At 63.9% G+C, this 21590-nt stretch carries 20 protein-coding genes; 3 read left to right on the forward strand and 17 right to left on the reverse strand.

Features of this window, described 5'->3' with window-relative positions:
• Positions 1 to 68: 68 nt before the first annotated feature.
• The 5 genes from lnt to miaB all read right to left on the reverse strand — a co-directional run bounded on the left by lnt (position 69) and on the right by miaB (position 5841).
• A complete protein-coding gene (gene lnt, locus N7E70_RS00180; protein ID WP_263005053.1) occupies positions 69 to 1658 on the reverse strand; it encodes an apolipoprotein N-acyltransferase in 1590 nt (529 codons plus the stop codon).
• Positions 1659 to 1745: 87 nt separating this feature from the next.
• Positions 1746 to 2816 carry a hemolysin family protein gene (locus N7E70_RS00185; protein ID WP_263005055.1) on the reverse strand — a complete coding sequence of 357 codons (1071 nt, stop codon included), beginning with the start codon at positions 2814 to 2816 and terminating at the stop codon, positions 1746 to 1748.
• 26 nt (positions 2817 to 2842) lie between these two features.
• Entirely contained in the window at positions 2843 to 3355 is a 513-nt protein-coding gene (gene ybeY / locus N7E70_RS00190) for an rRNA maturation RNase YbeY (protein WP_263005058.1), read from the reverse strand.
• An 18-nt stretch (positions 3356 to 3373) separates the two neighbouring features.
• A complete protein-coding gene (locus tag N7E70_RS00195; RefSeq protein WP_371746544.1) occupies positions 3374 to 4366 on the reverse strand; it encodes a PhoH family protein in 993 nt (330 codons plus the stop codon).
• A gap of 74 nt (positions 4367 to 4440) precedes the next feature.
• Positions 4441 to 5841 (reverse strand): tRNA (N6-isopentenyl adenosine(37)-C2)-methylthiotransferase MiaB, encoded by a 1401-nt coding sequence (gene miaB / locus N7E70_RS00200; protein ID WP_263005062.1) that lies wholly within the window; start codon positions 5839 to 5841, stop codon positions 4441 to 4443.
• A 252-nt stretch (positions 5842 to 6093) separates the two neighbouring features.
• Between miaB and N7E70_RS00205 the strand changes: the two genes are divergently transcribed.
• Complete coding sequence (locus N7E70_RS00205) at positions 6094 to 6804, forward strand: outer membrane protein (protein ID WP_263005064.1); 711 nt, start codon at positions 6094 to 6096, stop codon at positions 6802 to 6804.
• Between the two features lie 109 nt (positions 6805 to 6913).
• Here N7E70_RS00205 and N7E70_RS00210 read toward each other — a convergent pair whose 3' ends face one another.
• From N7E70_RS00210 to N7E70_RS00240, 7 genes are all read right to left on the reverse strand, one after another.
• The gene (locus N7E70_RS00210) at positions 6914 to 7714 is read right to left on the reverse strand and encodes a lysophospholipid acyltransferase family protein (protein ID WP_263005066.1); all 801 of its coding nucleotides are present in this window, start codon (positions 7712 to 7714) and stop codon (positions 6914 to 6916) included.
• Positions 7715 to 7750: 36 nt separating this feature from the next.
• On the reverse strand, positions 7751 to 8239 hold the full coding sequence (gene rimI, locus N7E70_RS00215) for a ribosomal protein S18-alanine N-acetyltransferase (RefSeq protein WP_067954472.1): 489 nt from the start codon (positions 8237 to 8239) through the stop codon (positions 7751 to 7753).
• On the reverse strand, positions 8236 to 8919 hold the full coding sequence (gene tsaB / locus N7E70_RS00220) for a tRNA (adenosine(37)-N6)-threonylcarbamoyltransferase complex dimerization subunit type 1 TsaB (RefSeq protein ID WP_154385959.1): 684 nt from the start codon (positions 8917 to 8919) through the stop codon (positions 8236 to 8238). Before tsaB ends, rimI begins: the two co-directional genes overlap by 4 nt.
• A 281-nt stretch (positions 8920 to 9200) precedes the next feature.
• Positions 9201 to 11372: a malate synthase G gene (locus tag N7E70_RS00225; RefSeq protein WP_263005069.1), complete on the reverse strand. Its 2172-nt coding sequence runs from the start codon at positions 11370 to 11372 to the stop codon at positions 9201 to 9203.
• A gap of 147 nt (positions 11373 to 11519) precedes the next feature.
• A complete protein-coding gene (locus N7E70_RS00230) occupies positions 11520 to 13538 on the reverse strand; it encodes a hydantoinase/oxoprolinase family protein (protein WP_263005071.1) in 2019 nt (672 codons plus the stop codon).
• A gap of 174 nt (positions 13539 to 13712) precedes the next feature.
• Entirely contained in the window at positions 13713 to 14351 is a 639-nt protein-coding gene (locus tag N7E70_RS00235; RefSeq protein ID WP_263005073.1) for a CDGSH iron-sulfur domain-containing protein, read from the reverse strand.
• 403 nt (positions 14352 to 14754) lie between these two features.
• On the reverse strand, positions 14755 to 14934 hold the full coding sequence (locus N7E70_RS00240; protein WP_067954483.1) for a hypothetical protein: 180 nt from the start codon (positions 14932 to 14934) through the stop codon (positions 14755 to 14757).
• A 162-nt stretch (positions 14935 to 15096) separates the two neighbouring features.
• Between N7E70_RS00240 and N7E70_RS00245 the strand changes: the two genes are divergently transcribed.
• Positions 15097 to 15561: a hypothetical protein gene (locus N7E70_RS00245; RefSeq protein WP_263005075.1), complete on the forward strand. Its 465-nt coding sequence runs from the start codon at positions 15097 to 15099 to the stop codon at positions 15559 to 15561.
• Positions 15562 to 15699: 138 nt separating this feature from the next.
• Here N7E70_RS00245 and N7E70_RS00250 read toward each other — a convergent pair whose 3' ends face one another.
• From N7E70_RS00250 to N7E70_RS00270, 5 genes are all read right to left on the reverse strand, one after another.
• Positions 15700 to 17466 carry an NAD(P)-binding protein gene (locus tag N7E70_RS00250; protein ID WP_263005077.1) on the reverse strand — a complete coding sequence of 589 codons (1767 nt, stop codon included), beginning with the start codon at positions 17464 to 17466 and terminating at the stop codon, positions 15700 to 15702.
• A gap of 81 nt (positions 17467 to 17547) precedes the next feature.
• Positions 17548 to 17673, reverse strand: coding sequence for a twin-arginine translocation signal domain-containing protein (locus tag N7E70_RS00255; RefSeq protein ID WP_263005079.1), 126 nt, complete (start codon positions 17671 to 17673; stop codon positions 17548 to 17550).
• A gap of 376 nt (positions 17674 to 18049) precedes the next feature.
• The gene (gene lepA / locus N7E70_RS00260) at positions 18050 to 19858 is read right to left on the reverse strand and encodes a translation elongation factor 4 (protein WP_182573535.1); all 1809 of its coding nucleotides are present in this window, start codon (positions 19856 to 19858) and stop codon (positions 18050 to 18052) included.
• Between the two features lie 57 nt (positions 19859 to 19915).
• On the reverse strand, positions 19916 to 20554 hold the full coding sequence (locus N7E70_RS00265; protein ID WP_067954494.1) for an NrsF family protein: 639 nt from the start codon (positions 20552 to 20554) through the stop codon (positions 19916 to 19918).
• Positions 20555 to 20565: 11 nt separating this feature from the next.
• The gene (locus N7E70_RS00270) at positions 20566 to 21102 is read right to left on the reverse strand and encodes a sigma-70 family RNA polymerase sigma factor (RefSeq protein ID WP_067954496.1); all 537 of its coding nucleotides are present in this window, start codon (positions 21100 to 21102) and stop codon (positions 20566 to 20568) included.
• 192 nt (positions 21103 to 21294) lie between these two features.
• Between N7E70_RS00270 and N7E70_RS00275 the strand changes: the two genes are divergently transcribed.
• Positions 21295 to 21582 carry a BufA1 family periplasmic bufferin-type metallophore gene (locus N7E70_RS00275; RefSeq protein ID WP_067954498.1) on the forward strand — a complete coding sequence of 96 codons (288 nt, stop codon included), beginning with the start codon at positions 21295 to 21297 and terminating at the stop codon, positions 21580 to 21582.
• Positions 21583 to 21590 lie beyond the last annotated feature (8 nt).

Consider the following 21590-nt stretch of genomic DNA (forward strand, 5'->3'; position numbering starts at 1 on the left):
GGGTGCAGACGTTGATTGGCACAGCTTCTGGCTGCGCGGCGACATATGAGTTTCTAACAAGCGCAGTGTCAATTCGCCCTGAGCCTCTGTCTGAGCTTCAAGCCACTTGCCGCTACGGCAATCAACAACATGATCAGGAAAGCGTTAACGCGCGAAAACGGCGAGGCAGCGCCAATGGCGGCCACCGGAAGCGAGACATCGATGGTGCCGCGAACATTCATCGCAAGTGCATCCACAACTCGCCCGCTCGGGTCGACAATGCCGGAAATTCCTGTGTTGGCCGCGCGCAGGACCGGCAACCCGTTTTCGACCGCGCGGACCTGCGACTGCCGGAAGTGCTGGTAGGGGCCCGGAGTGTCACCAAACCACGCGTCGTTGGTCACGTTTACAATAATCCCAGTTGACGCTGCGTCAACTGCAACCATGCGGGGAAAGATAATTTCATAACAAATGAAGGCTGATGCCTTGATGCCGCTGGGCAGCTCGAGCGGTCGCCGGTCGGTGCCGGCGGAGAAGTTCATCGGCCCGGCGACGAGCTGCGTCAGCCCGATCCGCTCCATCAGTCCGGCGAAAGGGATGTACTCGCCGAAGGGTACGAGATGGACCTTGTCGATGGCATCGACGATCTCGCCCTTGTCGTTGATGGAGACGACGGAATTGTAATAGCGGGTGTCGGCGCCGGCTACCGATTCGCCTTCGGCGCGCACGGTGCCGGCCATCAAGGTTTGGCCGTCGCCCAGCATGTCGCCGATCGCCACCAGCGCATCCGGCCGTTCGGTGAACAGAAACGGCACCGAAGTTTCGGGCCAGATGATCAGGTCCGGCTTTTTCGCACCCGTCTTGGGCGCTTCGGCCGAGAGGTGCAGCATGCTGGCAAAGATCCGGTCGCGGACGCGGCCGTCCCATTTTTCACTGAGGTCGATATTGGGCTGCACGATGCGGACATTGAGCGTCCGCCCGGCAGGCTGTGCCGGCCTGGACAGCTTGAAATAGCCATATCCGGCATGGGCCGCGACCAGCACTGCAGCAAGGGCTGTGCCGTGCTTGAGGTTACGCTGGTCGGCGAGCAGCGCCGGCATGGCAAAGACGAAGACGGCCAGCACGTTCATGCCCGTGACGCCTACGATCGTCACGCTCTGCATAAATAAAGGCACGGGCATGGCGGCGAAGCCGAGCGGATTCCACGGAAATCCGGTAAACAGGAAGGTTCGCAGCCATTCGATCAGGCCGAAGGCGAAGGCAAGCGCTGCAATGCGGCCAATGCCGTCGCTCCACAACAGCCGTGCCAATGCGGCGGCGAAGCCGTAGAAAAAGGCCAGGATCAGCGGGATGCCGACGACGGCGAAAGGCAGCGCCCAGGCAAAACTCTCGGCTTCGACCAGCAATGCGCCGCCGACCCACCAGAGACCGGCGAGGAAATAGCCGAAGCCGAACCACCAACCGGTGGAAAAGGCCGGCATGAGGCGGCGGATGAAACCCGCCGGCCTGTCGGCGACGGCACCGTCGAGCAGCCAGACCAGGATCGGAAAGGAGACGAAGCAGGCGGCGAAGAAATCGTAAGGCGCCTGACCGAGGACGGCAAAGGCGCCGGCCACAAAGGCTACAAGCGCCCTTTTCCATCCCCACAGCAGAATTATCCGCCCAGCATGACGCTCCATCCGTGCCCTCGTCGCAGAATCACGGATCGAAGGTGTAGCAGCACCGCAGGGCGGCACCAAATGGCGGGCCGCCCGGCGGGAACAGGCTCACGCCTGCTCAGCCTTGGCGCGACGGCGGCGCTCGCTCTTCACACTGTGGACGATGCGGACGCGCTTGACGCGGCGCGGGTCGGCGTCGAGCACATGGAACTCGAAGCCTGGGATCGCCTGCACCACTTCACCTCGCGCCGGCACGCGGCCGAGGGCGTTGAAAATCATGCCACCAATGGTGTCGACATATTCGCTGTGTTCGCCGGGCGAGAACTCCTCGCCGAGAACCTTGGCGACTTCCTCGATCTCGGCCTTGCCGTCGACGACATAGACGCCATCGCCGGCCTGGGTAATCATCGGCTCGTCGTCGTCATGCTCGTCCTCGATGTCGCCGACGACCATCTCGACGATGTCCTCGAGCGAGACGAGACCATCGGTGCCGCCATACTCGTCGATGACCAGCGCCATCTGGGTGCGCGTCGCCTGCATACGGCTCATCAGGTCGGAGGCCAGCATCGACGGCGGCACGAACAGCACCGTGCGGATCAGGTTGAGGTCACCGATCGTGCGCTTGAGGTCGACCTGGGCGAGATCCAGTTGCATGTCGGCGGCTTGCGTCTTGCGCGCCCTGCCCTTCTTGACACGCGCGCCACGGGTGATGTGAGCCAGCACGTCGCGGATGTGGACCATGCCCCTGGGATCGTCGAGTGTCTCGACATAGACAGGCATGCGCGAATGGCCCGACTGCTCGAACACCGAAAGCAATTCGCCGAGGGTCGTCGACAGCTCGATCGCCTCGACGTCGGCGCGCGGCACCATGACATCCTCGACCCTGACTTCGCGAAGCCGGAGGATGTTGTTGAGCATGGCGCGTTCGCCGGGCGAAAACGAATCGACGTCGCTGCCGGTTTCGGCCAGTGCGTCGACAATTTCCTCACGGATATTGGTGCCGTTGCTGCGGTGGCGGAAAAACCGGCTCAACCGCTCGATGAATGTTGGCCGCTCGGCCTGGGGGTCGTGCGTCGCTTGTAACGGCGCACTGCTACTAGGTCCGTCCTCGGTCTGGTCGGAGGCCTTTGCCGCGGTTCCCGTATCGGGCGTGGCGGCAGTCTCTTGCTTGTCGTTCATCGTCTTCCGGTCGTTGTTCGTCCCTGTTACGCGTAGGGATCGGGAATGGCAAGCCTCGCCAGTGCCTGGCGTTCGAGGGTTTCCATTTCCTCGGCCTCCTCGTCGGTCTCGTGATCATACCCCAAAAGGTGCAGGAGTCCGTGGATTATGAGGTGGGTTATGTGGTTTTCGAGCGGCTTGCCTTCAAGCTCGGCCTCGCGCTTCACCGTCTCGTAGGCAAGTACGATGTCGCCGAGCATCGGCGGCAAAGCGTCGCCCGGAGCCATCGGGAAGGCCGGAAAGGACAGCACGTTCGTCGGCTTGTCCTTTTCACGCCATTCCGCGTTGAGGCTTTGGATGGCGTCGTCGTCGGTGAAAACCAGGCTGAGCTCGACGCCGTCGACGATTTTGACCTCTGCCTCGGCCAAGGCAGCAGGCACCGCCCGGTCGACGATTGCGCGCAGCGTATCTTCGTTCGGCCAACCGCCTTCCTCGATCATCAAGTCAATGTCGAGAGCGCCCGCCGCAACGGCGGACGCCGGTGTTTTCTTGTCAGGCATGACCAAAACTTTTCCCGATCAACCCTCGGTGCCAAGGCCGCGCGCGACCTTGCCGTCGCGGTCATAGGCTCTGACGATCTCGGCGACCAGCGGATGGCGAACAACGTCGGCGTCGTTGAAGCGCACGGTCACAGCACCCGGCACGCCGTCGAGGATGCGCAGCGCCTCGACCAAGCCCGACTTGGTGTTGGGCGGCAAGTCAATCTGCGTCGGGTCGCCCGTGATGATCATGCGCGAGCCCTCGCCGAGACGGGTCAGGAACATCTTCATCTGCATCGAGGTGGTGTTCTGCGCCTCGTCGAGGATGACGGCCGAATGGGCCAGCGTGCGGCCACGCATGAAGGCCAGCGGCGCGATCTCGATCACTTCCGCGGCAATGGCGCGCTCGACCTTGTCGGCCGGCATCATGTCGTAGAGCGCGTCATAGAGTGGGCGCAGATAGGGATCGACCTTTTCCTTCATGTCGCCGGGCAGGAAGCCAAGGCGTTCGCCCGCTTCGACCGCCGGACGCGACAGGATGATGCGCTCGACCATGCCGCGCTCGAGCAGCATGGCGGCATGCGCCACCGCCAGATAGGTCTTGCCGGTACCGGCAGGGCCAATGCCAAAGACGAGCTCGGCGCGCTCCAGCGCCCGCATATAGGCGTCCTGGTTGAGCGAGCGGGCATAGATGGTGCGCTTGCGGGTCGAAATCTGGGCGGCGGCCATCTTGCCCTTGCGCTCCAGCGTCGGCAGCGTCAGCTGGTCGTCGGGAGCAACCGCCATGCGCACGGCGCCGTCTACGTCGGATTGCGCCACTTCGCCGCCTTTCTGCAGGATGGCATAGAGATGATCGAGCGCCCGTCGCGCCTGCTCGGCAGCAGTCGCGCTGCCCTTGATGGTCAGTTGGTTGCCGCGCGAGCGGATGTCGACGCCGAGTTTCTGTTCGAGACGGGCCAGGTTCTCGTCGAACTGGCCATAAAGCGCACTGGCTAGCTTGTTGTTGTCGAAGGTCAGTACGATGTGCGCCATGTCAGACGCCCCGGAGGGCAGGTTCTTGAGTTCAGCAGCGCTCAACCGTCTCTCCTCATCTGCCGTACGGCCGATCAGACCGCCTCGGCGAACAGGCTGTTGGTGCCTGTCTTCGTGATTCGCACATCAACAATGTCACCGATTTCGCCGGCCTTTTCATCAACAATAACCGGCTGCAGCCATGGCGACCGTCCGACGATCTGCCCAGGCTGGCGACCCGGCTTTTCGATCAGCGTCGAAATCGTCTGTCCGACCAGCCCGTCGGCGAAGGCGTGTTGCTGCTCGGTGATCAGCTTTTGCAGCCGCTGCAGGCGCTCGTCCTTGACCTTTTCCTCGACATGGCCGTCCATGTCGGCGCCCGGCGTGCCGGGACGCGGCGAATATTTGAACGTGTAGGCCGAGGCGTAATTGGTCTGGCGCACGATTTCCATTGTAGCCTCGAAATCGGCATCCGTCTCGCCGGGAAAACCGACGATGAAATCGCCCGACATGGCGATGTCGGGACGGGCAGCGCGGATTCGATCGATCAGCTTGAGATAATCAACCGCAGTATGCCTGCGGTTCATCGCCTTGAGTATGCGGTCCGAGCCAGACTGAACCGGCAGATGCAGATAGGGCATCAGGGCGCGCAGGTCGCGATGTGCTGAAATCAGCTCGTCGTCCATGTCGCGCGGGTGGCTGGTGGTGTAGCGCAGCCGGGCGATGCCGGGGATTTCCGCGAGCCGGTAAAGCAGACGGCCAAGCCCCCACTCCTTGCCGTCGGCGCCTTCGCCGTGCCAGGCGTTGACGTTTTGCCCAAGCAAGGTGACCTCACGCACGCCTGCTTCAGCCAGCCTTTCGGCCTCGGTGACGATCTGGGCGACCGAGCGCGACACCTCAGAGCCCCTGGTATAGGGCACCACGCAGAAGGTGCAGAACTTGTCGCAGCCTTCCTGGACGGTCAGGAAGGCGGTGACGCCACGGCGGGCGACCTCGGCCTTGCGCGGCTGCGGCAGGTGCTCGAATTTGTCCTCGAGCGCATATTCGGTCTCGACCACCTTCTGGCCGCCGCGTGCCTTCTTCACCACCTCGGGCAGGCGGTGATAGGTCTGCGGCCCGACGACGAGATCGACCGCCGAAGCACGGCGGATGATCTCGCGACCCTCGGCCTGGGCGACGCAGCCGGTGACGCCAACGATCATCTCGCGCCCGGCCTCGGCCCGCTCGGCTTTGAGCTGGCGCAGGCGGCCAAGCTCCGAATAGACCTTCTCGGCGGCCTTTTCCCTGATGTGGCAAGTGTTGAGCAACACCAGGTCGGCGTCGTCGATGGTCTCGGTCGCGGCGTAGCCATCGGCAGCGAGCGCATCGCTCATGCGCTGCGAGTCGTAGACATTCATCTGGCAGCCATAGGTCTTGATGAAGACCTTCCTGGCAGCGCCCTTTGCTGCGGCGGCAGTGCCGGCCGGAATGATTTCAGCGATATCGTCGATTTCCATGCGGCGCCTCTTAGCGCCTTTCCGCGGCAAAAAACAGACGGTTTAGGCCGCCAGCCCTGGATGGGGGACGTGGCAGCGCGACCTCCCGCGAGGCAAGACCGCTGAGGCTCACATGCAGCAACTGCCGACGGAACTTGATGTGGCAGGAAAGCAACTATCATCGCCCCTCTGCAACCTGTGAGAAAGCAAACGCTTTCTCTCAACCACGCAGGTATGTACATCTAGATCAGCTTGAGTTCTGGGGGCTTTTCGATGAGACAGATTCTTGCGGCAACTGCGGCGATGCTGGCGATCGTAACCGCAGCTGGTGCTGCCGACAGCGTAGCAACCGAAGCAGGCTCCGCTACGTACAACTGGTCAGGGTTCTATGCCGGCGTGTTGCTCGGTTATGGAACTGGAGACTCTTCCGCGATCAGCGATAACGGCTTCGATGGGTCCGCGCCCGAAGATAGAGCCGACCTCGGCCCCAAGGGTTTTGCCGGGGGAGCCGTAGCCGGCTACAACTGGCAAAGAGATCAGTTGGTCTTTGGTGTGGAAAGCGAGGTTGGCTATCTCGGTGCCAAGGATGACTTCTGGTTTCCAGATGGCGATGACTACTTTGCCCGCAGCGAGTATGGATTGTACGGCAGTCTGGCAGGCCGTCTTGGTTTCGCCATTGACCAGACCCTTATCACTGCCCGGGCCGGTGTAATCGTTGCCGACATCGACTATGGCTATGGCGACATAGACGGCGGCGTGAACGGCGAGCCGGATCCTGACTCCTCGATCTTCGGAGACGGTGCCCGTGCAGGATTCACGATCGGCGCGAGCATCGAGCATGCATTCGCGGGAGATTGGGTCGGGCGCCTGGACTATGCTTACTCGGACTTTGGCTCCCACATCGAAACCGATGGTTTCGATGAAACTTATGACGTGTCCGACAACCTTCACATGATCCGTATAGGCCTCATCAAGAAGTTCTGATCGACAGCAAACAATCAGACCCCCGGCTCCGGTCGGGGCTTTTTGTCTGTTTGCGTTGGCCCGGCCTGCATCTCTCGAAGGGCCACGCCGCCCGTTGACCGGCGGATGCTCAGCGCACCGGCAGCGGCTGACCGAGCGACTGTTGCATCATGTCGCGGACGCGCTCTTCCATCAGCCGCGTCGCTTCCTTGCGGCTCGACCTGGCGGAAAAGTCGATCGGCTCGCCGAAGCGGATCTCGACGTCCAGCCCGCCTTCGGCGAGCAGCTGACCGACATGCGGCACCAGGTCCATGTCGCCGATCCAGCTGGCAAGCGGGCGATGCTGGCGGCCAAGCGGAATGCCATGGATGCGGGTATAGGCGATCGACACCGGCTGGATGACGACATGTTCGGCGGCACCTTCGGCGATCGCCATCGAGGCGGCGCCAAACAGCGTGCTCTTGAACGGCAACAGCATGTTGCCATCACCGGTGCTGCCTTCGGCAAACAGCACCATGGCGTTGCCGGCGGCGAGACGCCTGGCGATCTCGCTGGCCTGGTCGCCGGACTTGCGCTTGCGTTCGCGCTCGATGAAGACGGTGCGTTGCAGCCGCGACAGGAAGCCGAAGATCGGCCAGCCGTTCAGTTCCGACTTGGCGATGAAGGTGACGTCGAACCGCGATCCCATAGCCATGATGTCGGTCCAGGAGATGTGGTTGGAGGCGATCATCAGCGGTCGGGTCTTCACCATCTCACCGACGACATGCACGCGCATGCCCAGCGCCCAAAGCATGGCGCGGTGCCAGAGCTTCAGGATCACGGTTTCCGGCCACAAGCCGGTCTTCATCGAGATGACCTGCAGCGGCACCAGCACCAGCGAGGCCGCAACCATCCAGAAGAGCGCGAGCCCCGTACGGATCTTTCCGATCATGTAGTGCTCGATGCCCTATTAATTTCGGGCTTCTGGCTAGCGAAGATCGAGCCGCATGACAAGCGCGCCCGTCGCCCCTTGGGCCGACTGGTAATAATTGGGGCGCTTGCCGACCTCGTGGAAACCGAACTTGCGGTAGAGCGCGATCGCCGGCGCATTGGTCTCGTCGACCTCGAGGAACAGCGCCTCGGCGCGCTGGGCATGCAGTTCGCGCAGCACGGCGTCCATCAAGCGCCAGCCCAGCCCGTGGCGGCGGTGCGCGCGCGACACCGCGATGGTCAGGATTTCCGCCTCACCGGCGGCGAGCCTGGCCAGCACGAAGCCGGCAGGGGCTTCCGTGCCGTGGCCGACCTCGCGGACGGCAAAGCCGAACACCGTATCCTGTTCCAGAAGCTGCGAGAACTCCTCGCCCGACCAGGGCCTGACAAAATCCTCGCGATGCAAGGGAGCGATGGCGGCGCTGTCGCCAATGGTCAGGAGTTCGAGGGCGTAGTCGCGCTTCAGCGGCCAGAACGGCAGTTTCATTTCTGTTCCCTAGGCAGCACGAAGCCAGCCTGCGGCTTGGCATCCGGTGCTCTCAGATAAATCGGCTTCGGCCGCTCGCCATCGCCAGCCTTGCCGGCGGCGATACGGGCATAGGTACCGATGTCGGCGGTGGCCGACACGGGCCCTAATGTGATGTCCATGCCGGCGGCAGCGCCGGCGATCAGCTTCGCCGCGGTGCCGGCCAGCGCCATCGTTTCCGCTGCGGCGATGGTTTCGGCCTCATCGAGCGTGAGGACCGCCGGTTCATGAACCGCTTGTCCGTTTTCATCATAGACGGCGGCATGCAGTTCCGCACGCCCGGCATCAAGGGCAGCAAGCACCTTGCATGGCCCCAGCGCCGCGCGCGTTTCGGCCGCCAATGCCTCCAGCGTCGTCACGCCGACTGCCGGGATTTTCAACGCCAGCGAGAAGCCACGCGCCGCCGATACAGCAACCCGCACGCCGGTAAACGAGCCGGGGCCGATGGAAACGCCAATGCGCCCGAGGTCGGAATATGTCTTGCCGGCCTGCGCCAACGCCTCGTCGATGACGGCCATCAGATGCTCGGCATGGCCCTTGCCGAGGTCGCGCACGGAGCGACCAAGCTCGCGGCCGGCGCCGACATCGTAGACGCTGGCGGCACAGAGGCTGGCGGCACAGTCGATGGCGAGCAGGATCATGATGCCCAGTACCTTGCGGGTATGGCGAGCTCTTTCGCGCCCCCCTCTGGCCTGCCGGCCATCTCCCCCACGATGGGGGAGATCAGCAAGTGCTGCCTACCGCGCGCTCTGCAAGGTCTTAAGAAGTTTCCTTTGCGTCGCAGTTGATTAGCTGAGGCGGGCATGAAGGCCTGATCTCCCCCCTTGTGGGGGAGATGCCCGGCAGGGCAGAGGGGGGCGTGAAGAAACGCTGTCATACGAGATAGGCTACCACGGACTGCTTGGCATTCCGTTGGCAATGATCAGCCCCGTTCCTTCGCCTTGAGTTCGAGCCTGCGCTTGTGGAGGACCGGTTCGGTATAGCCGTTGGGCTGGGCGCGGCCTTCGAAGACGAGGTCGCAGGCGGCGCGGAAGGCGGTCGACTGGTCGAACTCCGGCGCCATCGGCTTGTAGAGCGGATCGCCGACATTCTGCCGGTCGACGATCGCCGCCATGCGCTGCAGCGAATCCATCACCTGGATGTGCGAGCAGACGTCGTGGCGCAGCCAGTTGGCGATGTGCTGGGACGAGATGCGCAAGGTGGCGCGGTCTTCCATCAGCCCGACATCGTTGATGTCGGGAACCTTGGAACAGCCGACGCCCTGGTCGATCCAGCGCACGACATAACCCAGGATGCCCTGCGCATTGTTGTCGAGCTCGCGCTGGATCTCGTCGGGCGTCCAGTTGGGACGGACGACCACAGGTACCGACAGGATGTCGTCGAGCCGCGCCTTGGGCCGGCTCTTCAGCTCGGCCTGGACGGCATGCACGTCGACCTTGTGGTAGTGGGTGGCATGAAGCGTCGCTGCCGTCGGCGACGGCACCCAGGCGGTGTTGGCGCCGGCGCGTGGGTGAGCGATCTTCTGCTCCAGCATCGCTGCCATCAGGTCGGGCATCGCCCACATGCCCTTGCCGATCTGGGCATGGCCCGACAGGCCACATTCGAGCCCGGTGTCGACGTTCCAGGCCTCATAGGCAATGATCCATGGCGCCTGCTTCATGTCGCCCTTGCGCACCATCGGGCCGGCTTCCATCGAGCTGTGGATTTCATCGCCGGTGCGGTCGAGGAACCCGGTGTTGATGAACACCACACGTTCCTTGGCGGCACGGATGCATTCCCTGAGGTTGATCGTGGTGCGCCGCTCCTCGTCCATGATGCCCATCTTGATGGTCTTGCGCGGCATGCCGACGAGGCGCTCGACGCGGTCGAAGATCTCGACGGCAAAGGCCACCTCTTCGGGGCCATGCATCTTCGGCTTGACGACATACATCGAGCCTTTTCGCGAGTTGGCCTTGCGGCCCTTGGCGCCGACGTCGTGCAGGGCAATCAGTGCGGTGATCGCCGCATCCATGATGCCTTCGGGCACCTCATGGCCGTCACGGTCGTGGATCGCGGGATTGGTCATCAGGTGACCGACATTGCGCACCAGCATCAGCGAGCGGCCGGGCAGCGAGACGGTCTTGCCATCGACGCCGGTGTACTCACGGTCGGCGTTGAGCTTGCGGATGACAGTCCTGCCGCCCTTGTCAAAACTTTCCGACAGATCGCCCTTCATCAGGCCGAGCCAGTTGCGGTAGACGGTGACCTTGTCTTTGGCGTCCACTGCCGCGACCGAATCCTCGCAGTCCTGGATGGTGGTCAAAGCCGATTCCAGGATCATGTCGGAGATGCCGGCCGGATCGGTCTTGCCGATGGCACTGTCGCGGTTGACCACCACCTCGACATGCAGGCCGTTCTTGACCAGCAGAACCGCGTCGGGGTTGTTGGCCTCGCCACGATAGCCGGCGAATTGTTTGGCATCGCCCAACCCAACCGAACCGGATGCACTGGCCAGCACGAGCTTGCCGTCGACAATCGCAAGCCCGGTCACGTCGCTCCAGCTGCCCGACGCCAGCGGTGCGGACGCGTCCAAGAAGGCCTTGGCCCAGGCGATGACCTTTTGGCCACGCTTGGGATTGTAGCCCTTGGTCTTCTCGGCGCCGTCGGCATCCGGGATCGCATCGGTGCCGTAGAGCGCGTCATAGAGCGAACCCCAGCGCGCATTGGCGGCGTTCAGCGCATAACGCGCATTCATCACCGGCACCACCAGCTGCGGCCCGGCGACGGTGGCGATCTCTGGATCGACGTTTTCGGTCGTGACGGAGAACGCCGGCCCCTCGGGGACCAGATATCCGATCTCGCTCAGGAACGCCTTGTAGGCGGCCATGTCGTGCGGCGCGCCATGCTTGCGGTACCAGGCGTCGAGCTTGAGCTGGAAGTCGTCGCGCTTCTCGAGCAATGCGCGGTTCTTCGGCGCGAGATCATGGACGATATCAGCAAAGCCTTCCCAGAACGCCTCCGCATCGACACCCGTCCCCGGCAGAGCCTCCGAGACCACGAAGTCGTGGAGCTCGCGCGCAACAGAAAGGCCATGAAGGGAGACAGTATCGGTCATGAGATGCGCTCCAGAATTCCGGCGCCGCAGGGGCGTTCTAAATAAAGTTTTCGGGCGTTTGACATGCAAAACGCGCACGGTCAATTCGTCGAATGTTGCAAGGCAGCAATGATTTACGGCCATTGCCGCTGCAAATCGATTTAGCCGTCAAACCGCGATCCGGGGCCGGCCGCTGGCGGCGGCAAGCACATGCGCCTCGATGAACATGCGCTGGCTTTCGACCGTCGAGACTTTGAGATCGACAGTCACTTCGACCTCTGCCGCATCGGTGCCGGCATCGCGAGCCCTCGCGCCAACTATGGCGCGCGCTTCGGCTTCCGCCAGCGCCATCGCCGCCTCCTCGTCGGTGAAATCGCGCAACAATTCGCCGACGGCGACGCGGAACAGACCTTCCTTGGGCTGGCTGACGCGGGCCTCGGCCGTCACGCGGACCTGGCCGACAACCGCCCCCAGCGCGTTGGCGACGTCGGTATCCCTAGGCACCACGCATTCGTTACCGACCAGCGGCGGCAGGCCGGCATAATGCAGCGGGGCCGAGGCGCCGAGACCGATGACCGGACGGTCGAGCGCGACCGTGAAGCGAGCGATGCCAGGATGGGCGTCGACGGCGCGCTGTACCAGGGCGTGTGCCACGGTTTCAGCACCGTCGAGCCCATCCTCGGCGAAGGCGGTTTCGAGGATCACCTCCGCCGACAGGCGGGTCAACGTCGCCAGCACGCGTTCGGCAATCGCCTCCGGGCTCGGCGCGATCGGCTGGCCGCGGCCGTCGCGCTTGCGGGCGAACAGCTCGGCGCCGAGCCTGGCCGCCGCCTCGTCCCAATTGGCCTGACGGCCAAGCACATGAGCGGCGTCCGAAGGCGTGAAGCCACAGACATGGACAAGCCCGCGCGACACCAGCCGATTGAGCGTGGCATTCTGGGCGTTGGAGGTGAGCAAACGGTCGATCGGCTGCGGCACGCCGGTAATCTGGTCGTAGAGCTTTGCCTCCGGCGCGGTCAACCCTGCCGCCAGTTGCTCGGGCACGCCGGTGCGCACAGCAAAACGGCCATCCAAGCGGCCGGGATTGGGGGCGCGCAGCTGGCGTTCCAGCTCCACCGAGACCGCCTCGCCATGGACCATGCCGGCAAGCGCCAGCGGCACCAGGCGGCGCGGGCCGAGCGACATCTTCGGCTTCAGCCCGCCTTCCTCCAGCGATACCTCGGAATCGCCACCGAGGCCGAAGGTGCGCATGGCGACAGCCTCGACCATGGTGCGGAAGCCGCCGACGGTGGCGCCCTCGGGGTCGAGGCGCGGGCGGCCATGGTCGAGCACGGCGACATCGGTGGTGGTACCGCCGATGTCGGAGACGACAGCATTGTCGAGCCCGGTCATGTGACGGGCGCCGACGAGGCTGGCAGCGGGACCGGACAGGATTGTCTCGATCGGCCGCTGGCGGGCGAATTGGGCAGACACCAGCGCGCCATCACCGCGCACCACCATCAAGGGCGCATTGATCTTGCGCTTGTCGAGGAACCCTTCGGTCGCGGCGACGAGGCGGTCGATCATCGAGATCAGGCGGGCATTGAGCAGCGTGGTCAGGGCCCGGCGCGGGCCGCCGAGCTTGGCCGACAACTCGTGGCTGGTGGTGACTGGCATGCCCGTCGCCTCGCGGATGAGGTCGCGGGCGGCGATCTCATGAGCCGGGTTGCGGGTGGCGAAATAGGCGCAGACGGCGAAGCCCGAGACGGATTTCGCCAATTCTGGCAAGGCCGCTTCGAGGGCTCCGAGATCAAGCGTGCGGGCGTTGCCGTGGACGTCATGGCCGCCCTCGCACAAAACCAGCGGATCGGTGCCGAGCGCGGTCTTCAGCCCGTCGCGGGCGAGGTCGGCCTCGGAAAAGCCGATCATGACCAGCGCCACGCGCCCGCCCTGGCCCTCGACAAGCGCGTTGGTGGCAAGCGTCGTCGACATCGACACCAGCTTGATGGCGGCGGGGTTGACGCCGGCCTTGTCGAGCACCGCGTCCACCGCGCCCGAAATGCCGACGGCCAGATCGTGGCGGGTGGTCAGCGACTTGGCCTTGGCCAGCACCCTGCCCTGCGGGCCATGCGCCTCGGACCACAATACGGCGTCGGTGTAAGTGCCGCCGGTGTCGATACCGAGATAGAGAGGATGGCTGGCGTGCATGCGCTGGGCTTCCGGCGTTCGTGAGTTCCGTTCCGCTTAGCCGATATCGCCTGCAAAGCAAAATTGGCCAGCCTGATGAAACGACCGGCTCAGCTCAGCACGTCATACAATGAAGCCTGCCCTCCGCTGTGGCTCCGGGCGCTTAGTCGTTTGCCAAGCCAAATCGTTGGCTTGTCATCGACCTTCGGTCGACCACGACATGCTCTTGTGGGTGTTGTCGCACCAGGGCTTGTTGGCCGACTGGCCGCAGCGGCAAAGCCAGACTTTTGTCGCGCGGTCGATCGTGTGGCCGGTGCCGGTGACGATCTCGACATTGCCCTCGAGCTTGAGGTTGCCGTTGGGCTGCGGCGTGACGACCAGCGGCCCATCCCGGGCAGCGAGCGGCTGGGACTGCTTCAACACCGGCTCACCGGTGGCGACAAAGCCGGTCTTGGTGTGGCTGCCGTCGCAGAACGGCTTGTTCTCAGAGGCACCGCAGCGGCACAAGGTGGCGCGATGGAAGGTCTCGCCGTTGAAGACGATTTCGGCATGCACGGCCAGCGGCCCGTTCTCGCGGATGCGAACCGTGTTGACCACCGGCGGCGCCTCAGCCGGCCCGCCATCCCGGCGGCGATAGGTGAGGGCGCCCGAAGGACAGCTTTCGGTGATCGCCACGATCTGCCCGACAGACGCCGCGTCCGGGTGAATCCATTCGCCCGGCGCATTGGGCTCGAAGACATGAGGATTGGCGAGAACGCAATTGCGCGAGTGGATGCAGCGACGACCGGAAAAGCCGACATCGATCTTCTCGCCCTCGACCATGCCCTTGGCCATGTTTTTCGCGGCCTCCGTGGATATGGGCCGAGCTTATCGCTACCGCGTTCGCTGGCAAGGGCTGCTTGCGCTAGACGCAGATTCTGAGAGCTTGCGTTCCTTCGCACCCCCCTCTGGCCTGCCGGCCATCTCCCCCGCAAGGAGGGAGATCACGCTGTCATCGTCGCCGCGCCCAATCGCCGAGACAGTAAGCTGAATCCCCGCAATCTTGCAGGACTTGCGCCGCCGGCGACGCGACTAATCTCCCTCCTTGTGGGGGGGGGTGCGATGAGGTCCGCGCAGCGGACGAAAAGCCAATTGCTTGGCTTTTCGAGCATCGAACGCCGACAGGCCAGAAGGGGGGGTGCGAAGGAACGATACCAAGCAGAAAAAAGCGAAGAAGCCTGCGGGGCAAGATTATCCCTCACCCCTGCGAAATCTGCTCGTCCTGCTCGACCGTCAGCGGTTTTACCCCTGCCGGCAGCGGTTCGACGGCGGGCTGCACGGCGGCCGGCGGAGCAGCCACTGTTGCCGGCGGCACCGGCGCGCGGGTACCGCAAGCGGGCAGGATGGCCAAAGCAAGGAGAGCGGCGAGCAGTTTCATAGGGGCGGGCGTTACGCGGAAGCTGTGGCGGGATCGCGGCGGCAGATGAGCCCGAGGTGCCGGCAAGGTCAAGCCATCGCTTGCCGGCCTTCGCGGGCAGTTGCTGACAGAAGCCTGTCAGCAGGGGTCTGCTATTCCTGGGCAAACCAATGGGAGGATAGCATGAGCGGCTTTGACGATTTCGATTTCCTGATCGGCGACTGGACGGTGACCAACGAACGCCTGCGCGCGCGGCTGGTGGGTTCCGCCGAATGGGAGACGTTCACCGCGTTCTCGCACATCGAAAAGGTGATGCAGGCACCCGACGGCACGTTCGGCGGCAATCTCGACCAGATGACGGTGCCAGAGCGCGGCTTCACCGGCATGACGCTCAGGCTCTACAACCCGGAGACGGGGCTGTGGTCGATCTACTGGAGCGACACAAAGAGTTATCGGCTGTTCCCGCCGACGATCGGGAGGTTCGAGGACGGGCGTGGCATCTTCTATGGCGACGATGTCGAGGGCGGTGTGCCGGTGCGCGTGCGGTTCCTCTGGACTGGCGGGGAGGAACCGCGCTGGGAACAGGCGATGTCCAGGGATAGTGGCGAAACGTGGGAGGTGAACTGGGTGATGCGGTTTGGGAGGTAGCGATAGAGCCCACTCATCTTGCGTATCCGTGATGGCTGACACGACATTTAAGAGGTGGTTTGCGCTGCCCCTCATCCGGCCCTGCGGGCCACCTTCTCCCCGTGAACGGGGAGAAGGATAAAGCGTCGATCGCCCGCTTTAGAGCCCGATCTTCTCCGCCGGAGGCCCCGGGAAGCGGGCATAGTCGGGCGCTCCTTCAGGCGTCCCCAGCAGATCCCGTACCGCACGCACGCCCTGGTCGATCGCCGAATGGGCGTAGGCGTAGGCGCCGCTGTCGGCATTGGCGATCGAGATGCGGCCCCATGGCTTGCGCGCGGCTTCTATGGGCAGCGGGCCGTCGGGCCAGAAGCGGTCGCCCGGACGCATGTATTCGTAGGCGTAGCCGTGCGACCAGCGATTGCAGGTGATGGCCTCTATGTCGCGAGCGGGGTCGAAGCCGCCGCCTGACAGGGCGCGGCCGAGCAGGTCGCGGATCGAGCGCTCCATCTCCTCGAAGCTCAGTGCCATCATTGCCCGCCGCCCGGCCAGCGCCTGTTCGCGCGGGGCAAGGCCCGGGCTGGTCATCACCTTGGAGAGGTGCAAGATGACGGGATCCTCAGGCTTGTCGGCGAACTTGTAGGCACCCATCGAAACGGGAAAATCGATGTCGGCACCGCTCCAGAAATCGCCGCGCGCCCTGAAACCGTCGATCTTGAGCTTGTCGAAGGCCTCCCAGTTGCGGAGCTGGACGTTGGTGTAGATCAGCGGCACCTTCTGCTGGTCGTTGAGGGCAGCTGTCTGCTCAGTGCCGAGTTCGTCGGTGAGATAGGGAATGACCCGGTGCCAGCAGGCGAGCACGACGTGCCCGGCCTTGATGCTGACCGGCCTGCCCTTGATATCGGCATAGGTGACGGTAACCGAGCTGGCGCTGCCTGGGGCGCCATCATGCGCGACCTTGACGACTGTCGAATTCAGCCTGATGCGGACAGCGTTTTCCGGCTTGTCGAGGGCTGAATAGTCGACGGTTTCGGTAACCAGCTCCTCCATTGTCGTGCCGGCAAGCGCGCCTAGCACCAGCGCGCGTACCAGAGCGCGGGCGATGCCGGCATTGCCGTCGGGGAAATGGTAGATGTAGTCGTCGGGGTCGGTGAAGGCGAGACGGCCGGACGGGCTGTTGTATTTCGACACAGCCTCGCCGAGATCCATACCGTCGAAACCCGGATTTCCGTTGGCGCGCGCGTCGAGTGCGCTCGCAGTGTCGATGCCGACGCCGAAATAGCCATTGGTCGAGGTGGCAAAATAGTCAGCGACTTGCGGGGCGACATTGGCATGGTCGAGCAGGAACGCCCTGTAGGTGATCTCCGACAGTTTCTGCAGGCGCTGCTCGCTGTTTAGGCCGGGCAGATAGTCGCCGGGCGCTTCCATAAGCTGGATCAGGTCGGCCTTGGCCTTGTCGTTGAGCGGTGTGTTGGCCACCCATTCGGCCGGCTTGCCCTTGCGGATCACCAGCCTGTCCTCGCCCCACTGCTCCTTGGAGAAGAAGATGGCGCCCGACAGGCCGCGATCATCGGACCATTTCTGATCGTAGAAGTCTTCGAAGCGTTTCGGTTCGATGCCGATGTCGGCGAGCAGCGCGTTGACGGCGGGGCTGAAGTAGCTCGGCGTCTGCATCGACTGGCTGCCGCCATAACCGATCAGCTTCGAACCATTCGAAGCGGTGAATTCGTTGCGCTTGGCGTGGCCGCCGAAATCGGCGAGCGGATCGACGATCAGCACACGCTTGTCGGGGCCGGCCTGTTTGCGGAAGGCATGTGCGGCGGCAAGGCCCGAAATACCGGCACCGACGACGACGAGGTCGTAGCTCTCGGCGCTCGACGTGACCGGGCCGGCGTCGGACCAGTAGGTGCCGTCGCGGACGGCATGCATGACATTCTGGGCAGTGTCGGTCTGCCCCTGCAGCTCCGCAGCGGCAGGCGGGTAGGCGGTGGCGGCAGCTTGCGCGCGTGCCTAGCCGGGGCCCATGGCGCGCAAGGCCACCGCGCCGCCGATCGCCATCGCCACGCCGTCCATGAAATCGCGCCTTGTTATGGCGCGGTCCATACCCAGTTTCTTGTCCTTTTCAGTCCAGTTCATGATGTTCCCTCTGGCAGAATGCGAGGGGAAGGCTAGCCATCTTCACGATGCCAGTAAATCGACAGAACAGTCGAAGACGCGTGGCCGCGAATAATTCGACGCTGCGGTGCAATACGCGTTTGCACTGCGGGATGACTGTAGATGGAGTGGAGACGATTGTTGAGGGCGAGATAAGCCGGGTCGCGATCAGCATGCGGCGTTGATACTTTTAGGAGATCGCGCAGAGTTGCGCCGCCCCTCATCCGGCCCTGCGGGCCACCGCCCTCCGTTATGGCTCCGGGCGTTCGTCGCTTCAGTCGACACATCATTGTCGACTGATCGAACGTTGGCCGGGCACTCCTCACCCCCGTGAACGGGGAGAAGGAAAAAGAGAACGCTAGTTGTCGCCCATCTTGAGCGCCTGGATAAAGGCTTCCTGCGGGATGTCGACCTTGCCGAACTGGCGCATGCGCTTCTTGCCCTCTTTCTGCTTCTCGAGCAGCTTGCGCTTGCGGGTGACGTCGCCGCCGTAGCACTTGGCGGTGACGTCCTTGCGCAGCGCCGAGATGGTCTCGCGGGCAATGACCTTGCCGCCGATGGCGGCCTGGACGGGGATCTTGAACATGTGCTGCGGGATCAGCTCCTTCAGCTTCTCGACCATGACGCGGCCGCGCTTTTCCGCGGCGGTGCGATGGACGAGCATCGACAGCGCGTCGACGGGCTCCTCATTGACCAGGATCGACATCTTGACGAGGTCGCCCTCGCGGTAGTCGGTCAGGTGGTAGTCGAAGGAGGCGTAGCCCTTGGAGATCGACTTCAGGCGGTCATAGAAATCGAACACGACCTCGTTGAGCGGCAGATCGTAGACCAGCATGGCGCGCTTGCCGACATAAGAGAGGTCGGCCTGGATGCCGCGGCGCTCCTGGCAGAGTTTCAGGATCGAGCCGAGATAATCGTCCGGGGTGAGGATGGTGGCGCGGATCCACGGCTCCTCGATCGCGGCGATCTTGACCACGTCGGGCATGTCGGCGGGATTGTGCAGTTCCTTGGTCGACCCGTCATTGAGGTTCATGCGGTAGACAACGCTGGGGGCGGTGGCGATGAGGTCGAGGTTGAACTCGCGCTCGAGCCGCTCCTGGATGATCTCGAGATGCAGCAGGCCGAGGAAGCCGCAGCGGAAACCGAAGCCGAGTGCGGCCGAGGTTTCCATTTCGAAGGAGAAGCTGGCGTCGTTGAGGCGCAGCTTGCCCATGGCGGCGCGGAGGTCCTCGAAATCGGCGGCGTCGACCGGGAACAGGCCGCAGAACACCACCGGCTGGGCCGGCTTGAAGCCCGGCAGGGCCTTTGCGGTGGGGCGCTTGTCCTCGGTGATGGTGTCGCCGACGCGGGTGTCGGCCACTTCCTTGATCGAGCCGGTGAAGAAGCCGAATTCACCCGGGCCGAGCTCGTCGACCTGGACCATCTTCGGCGTGAAGACGCCGGTACGCTCGACCAGATATTTGGCGTTGGTCTCCATCATCCGGATGGTCTGGCCCTTCTTGAGCTTGCCATCGATGATGCGCACCAGGACGATGACGCCGAGATAGGTGTCGTACCAGCTGTCGACTAGCATCGCCTTGAGCGGCGCGTCGATGTCGCCCTCGCGCGGCGGCGGCAACTGGGTGACGATCGCCTCGAGCACGTCCTCGATGCCGAGGCCGGTCTTGGCCGAGATGTGGACGGCTTGCGAGGCGTCGATGCCGATGACTTCCTCGACCTGCTCCTTGATGCGCTCGGGCTCGGCGGCGGGCAGGTCGATCTTGTTGAGGACGACGACGATCTCGTGGTTGTTGTCGATGGCCTGGTAGACGTTCGCCAGTGTCTGCGCCTCGACGCCCTGGGAAGCGTCGACGACGAGGAGCGAGCCCTCGCAGGCCGACAGCGAGCGCGAGACTTCATAGGCGAAGTCGACGTGTCCGGGCGTGTCGATCAGGTTGAGGATGTAATCCTCGCCATTGTTGGCACGGTAGTTGAGCCGAACGGTCTGGGCCTTGATGGTGATGCCGCGCTCGCGCTCAATGTCCATGTTGTCGAGCACCTGCTCGGTCATCTCGCGCAGTTCCAGCCCGCCGGTGGACTGGATCAGCCGGTCGGCAAGCGTCGACTTGCCATGATCGATATGGGCAACGATGGAGAAATTGCGGATGTGGTCGAGCGGTGTGGTCATGCGCCGCGCTTTAGCAGGGGCCGCAAGGGTTAACAAGCGCGGCTTTGCGGCGCTTTGCTACCAGCGCAGGACGTACCGGCCGGCGATCGCGCCGACGACGGTCAGGATGGCGATGGCCAGCGTGTACCAGGTGGCGACGAAAAACGGCGAGTCGTCGAAGCAGTGGGCGGCGTAGAGCGTCGCGGCAAGGCCGCCGGCGAGCAGGCCGCAGGCGGCACCGGCGAGGCTGGGCCGCGTCGGCGCGCCCTGGCGCATGGCGACGAGGAAGATGGCGAGCGGGCCGAGACCGATGAGTGGGATCAGCGTCAGGCAAACCATGTTGTTGGTGCCGACAAGCCGGGTCGCCCATTCAGAAGGGGCAATGGTGGTGAGTTCGATCAGGACCGCGCCGAGCAGGATGGCGGGTGCGGCAGCGAGCAACGCGACACGCATGCCAAGCCGCGCACCGGGACGGGCGACTGCAATAGCCACCGCACCCGATGTGGCAACCAGCGCCAGGGTGACAACGAATTTGAGGAGGAAACGCCAGGTTTCGGCGGCGGCGGCAAAATCGGCGCGCGGGCCGGCGACGACGGAAAAGACGACAGCGGCAATGACGCTTGCCGCAACGAAGGCGGCGCGCAGCAGCGTGCCGAACGAACGCCGGCCTGCTGCCGCGTCGCTGGAAATCGCCTTGATGAGATTCTTCGTTTCCATTTCCGTTCCGTTCAGTCCTGTCTGAAGCGATGCGCGATCGCCTTGAGGCCGCGATGCAGCGCCACCCGCACCGCCGTCTCGGTCATGCCAAGCGCATTGGCCGTCTCGCCGATCGAGGCACCCTCGACCGAAACCGAGGCAACGACACTGCGCTGCACCGGGGCCAGGCCGTCGAGCGCACGGCCGATGTCGCGCTCGCCCACTTCGTCCTTCTCGGGCTCGGCGAGCGTTTCGGCGAAGTCTGCGATGTCGACCTCAATGCGCTTGCCGCGGCGGCGGAAGGCATCGATCAGCTTGTAGCGGGCGATGGCGTAGACCCAAGGCGTCACTGCTTCATCCTGGCGCCAGGTATGACGCTTCAGATGAATCGCAAGCAGAACCTCCTGGACGACATCCTCCGGCTCGACGCCGCCATGCACGATACGTCTGCGGCAGTATCCGCGCACCAATTGCGCCACGCCATCGAGAAAGGCAGCGTATGCGCCTTCGTCACCTGAAATTGCCGCCCTGAAAAGCCGAGCGAGTTCGGCGTCATCCGTCCTCGTCAAGCCTGTCTTCCTTCTCTTCGGCTTAAAAAGCCGTTTGTTACTTCAGTCGACGCAGAAATGTTACAACGCCAACTGCCGTCTCACTCACGAAACCGTGTTCACGGCCCGGCGTAACGAATGGCGAGGTGCCGGCGAAGTCGACGGCATGGGACGCAGAACGCTTCCCTGTCAATCCTTTATCAGGAGAACGTCATGAATCGCCAGACCCTAGCCCTTGCTCTCGCCGGCTCGCTCGCATCGGCACTTGCCTCGTCCGCCTTTGCCGCCCCGCTGCCGGCTGAAAAGATGGTCGGCATGGAAAAGTGCTACGGCATTTCGCTGAAGGGCCAGAACGATTGCGCCGCGGGAGCAGGCACGACCTGCGCCGGCACCTCGACCATGGACTATCAGGGCAACGCCTGGAAGGCCGTGCCGGCCGGCACCTGCACGACGATGGACGTCGACGGTCACAAGGGCATGCTCGAGCCAACTGCCATGTGATGCACATG

Origin of the sequence: Aminobacter sp. NyZ550, assembly GCF_025628925.2 — a bacterium.
Classification (GTDB): Bacteria; Pseudomonadota; Alphaproteobacteria; order Rhizobiales; family Rhizobiaceae; genus Aminobacter; species Aminobacter ciceronei.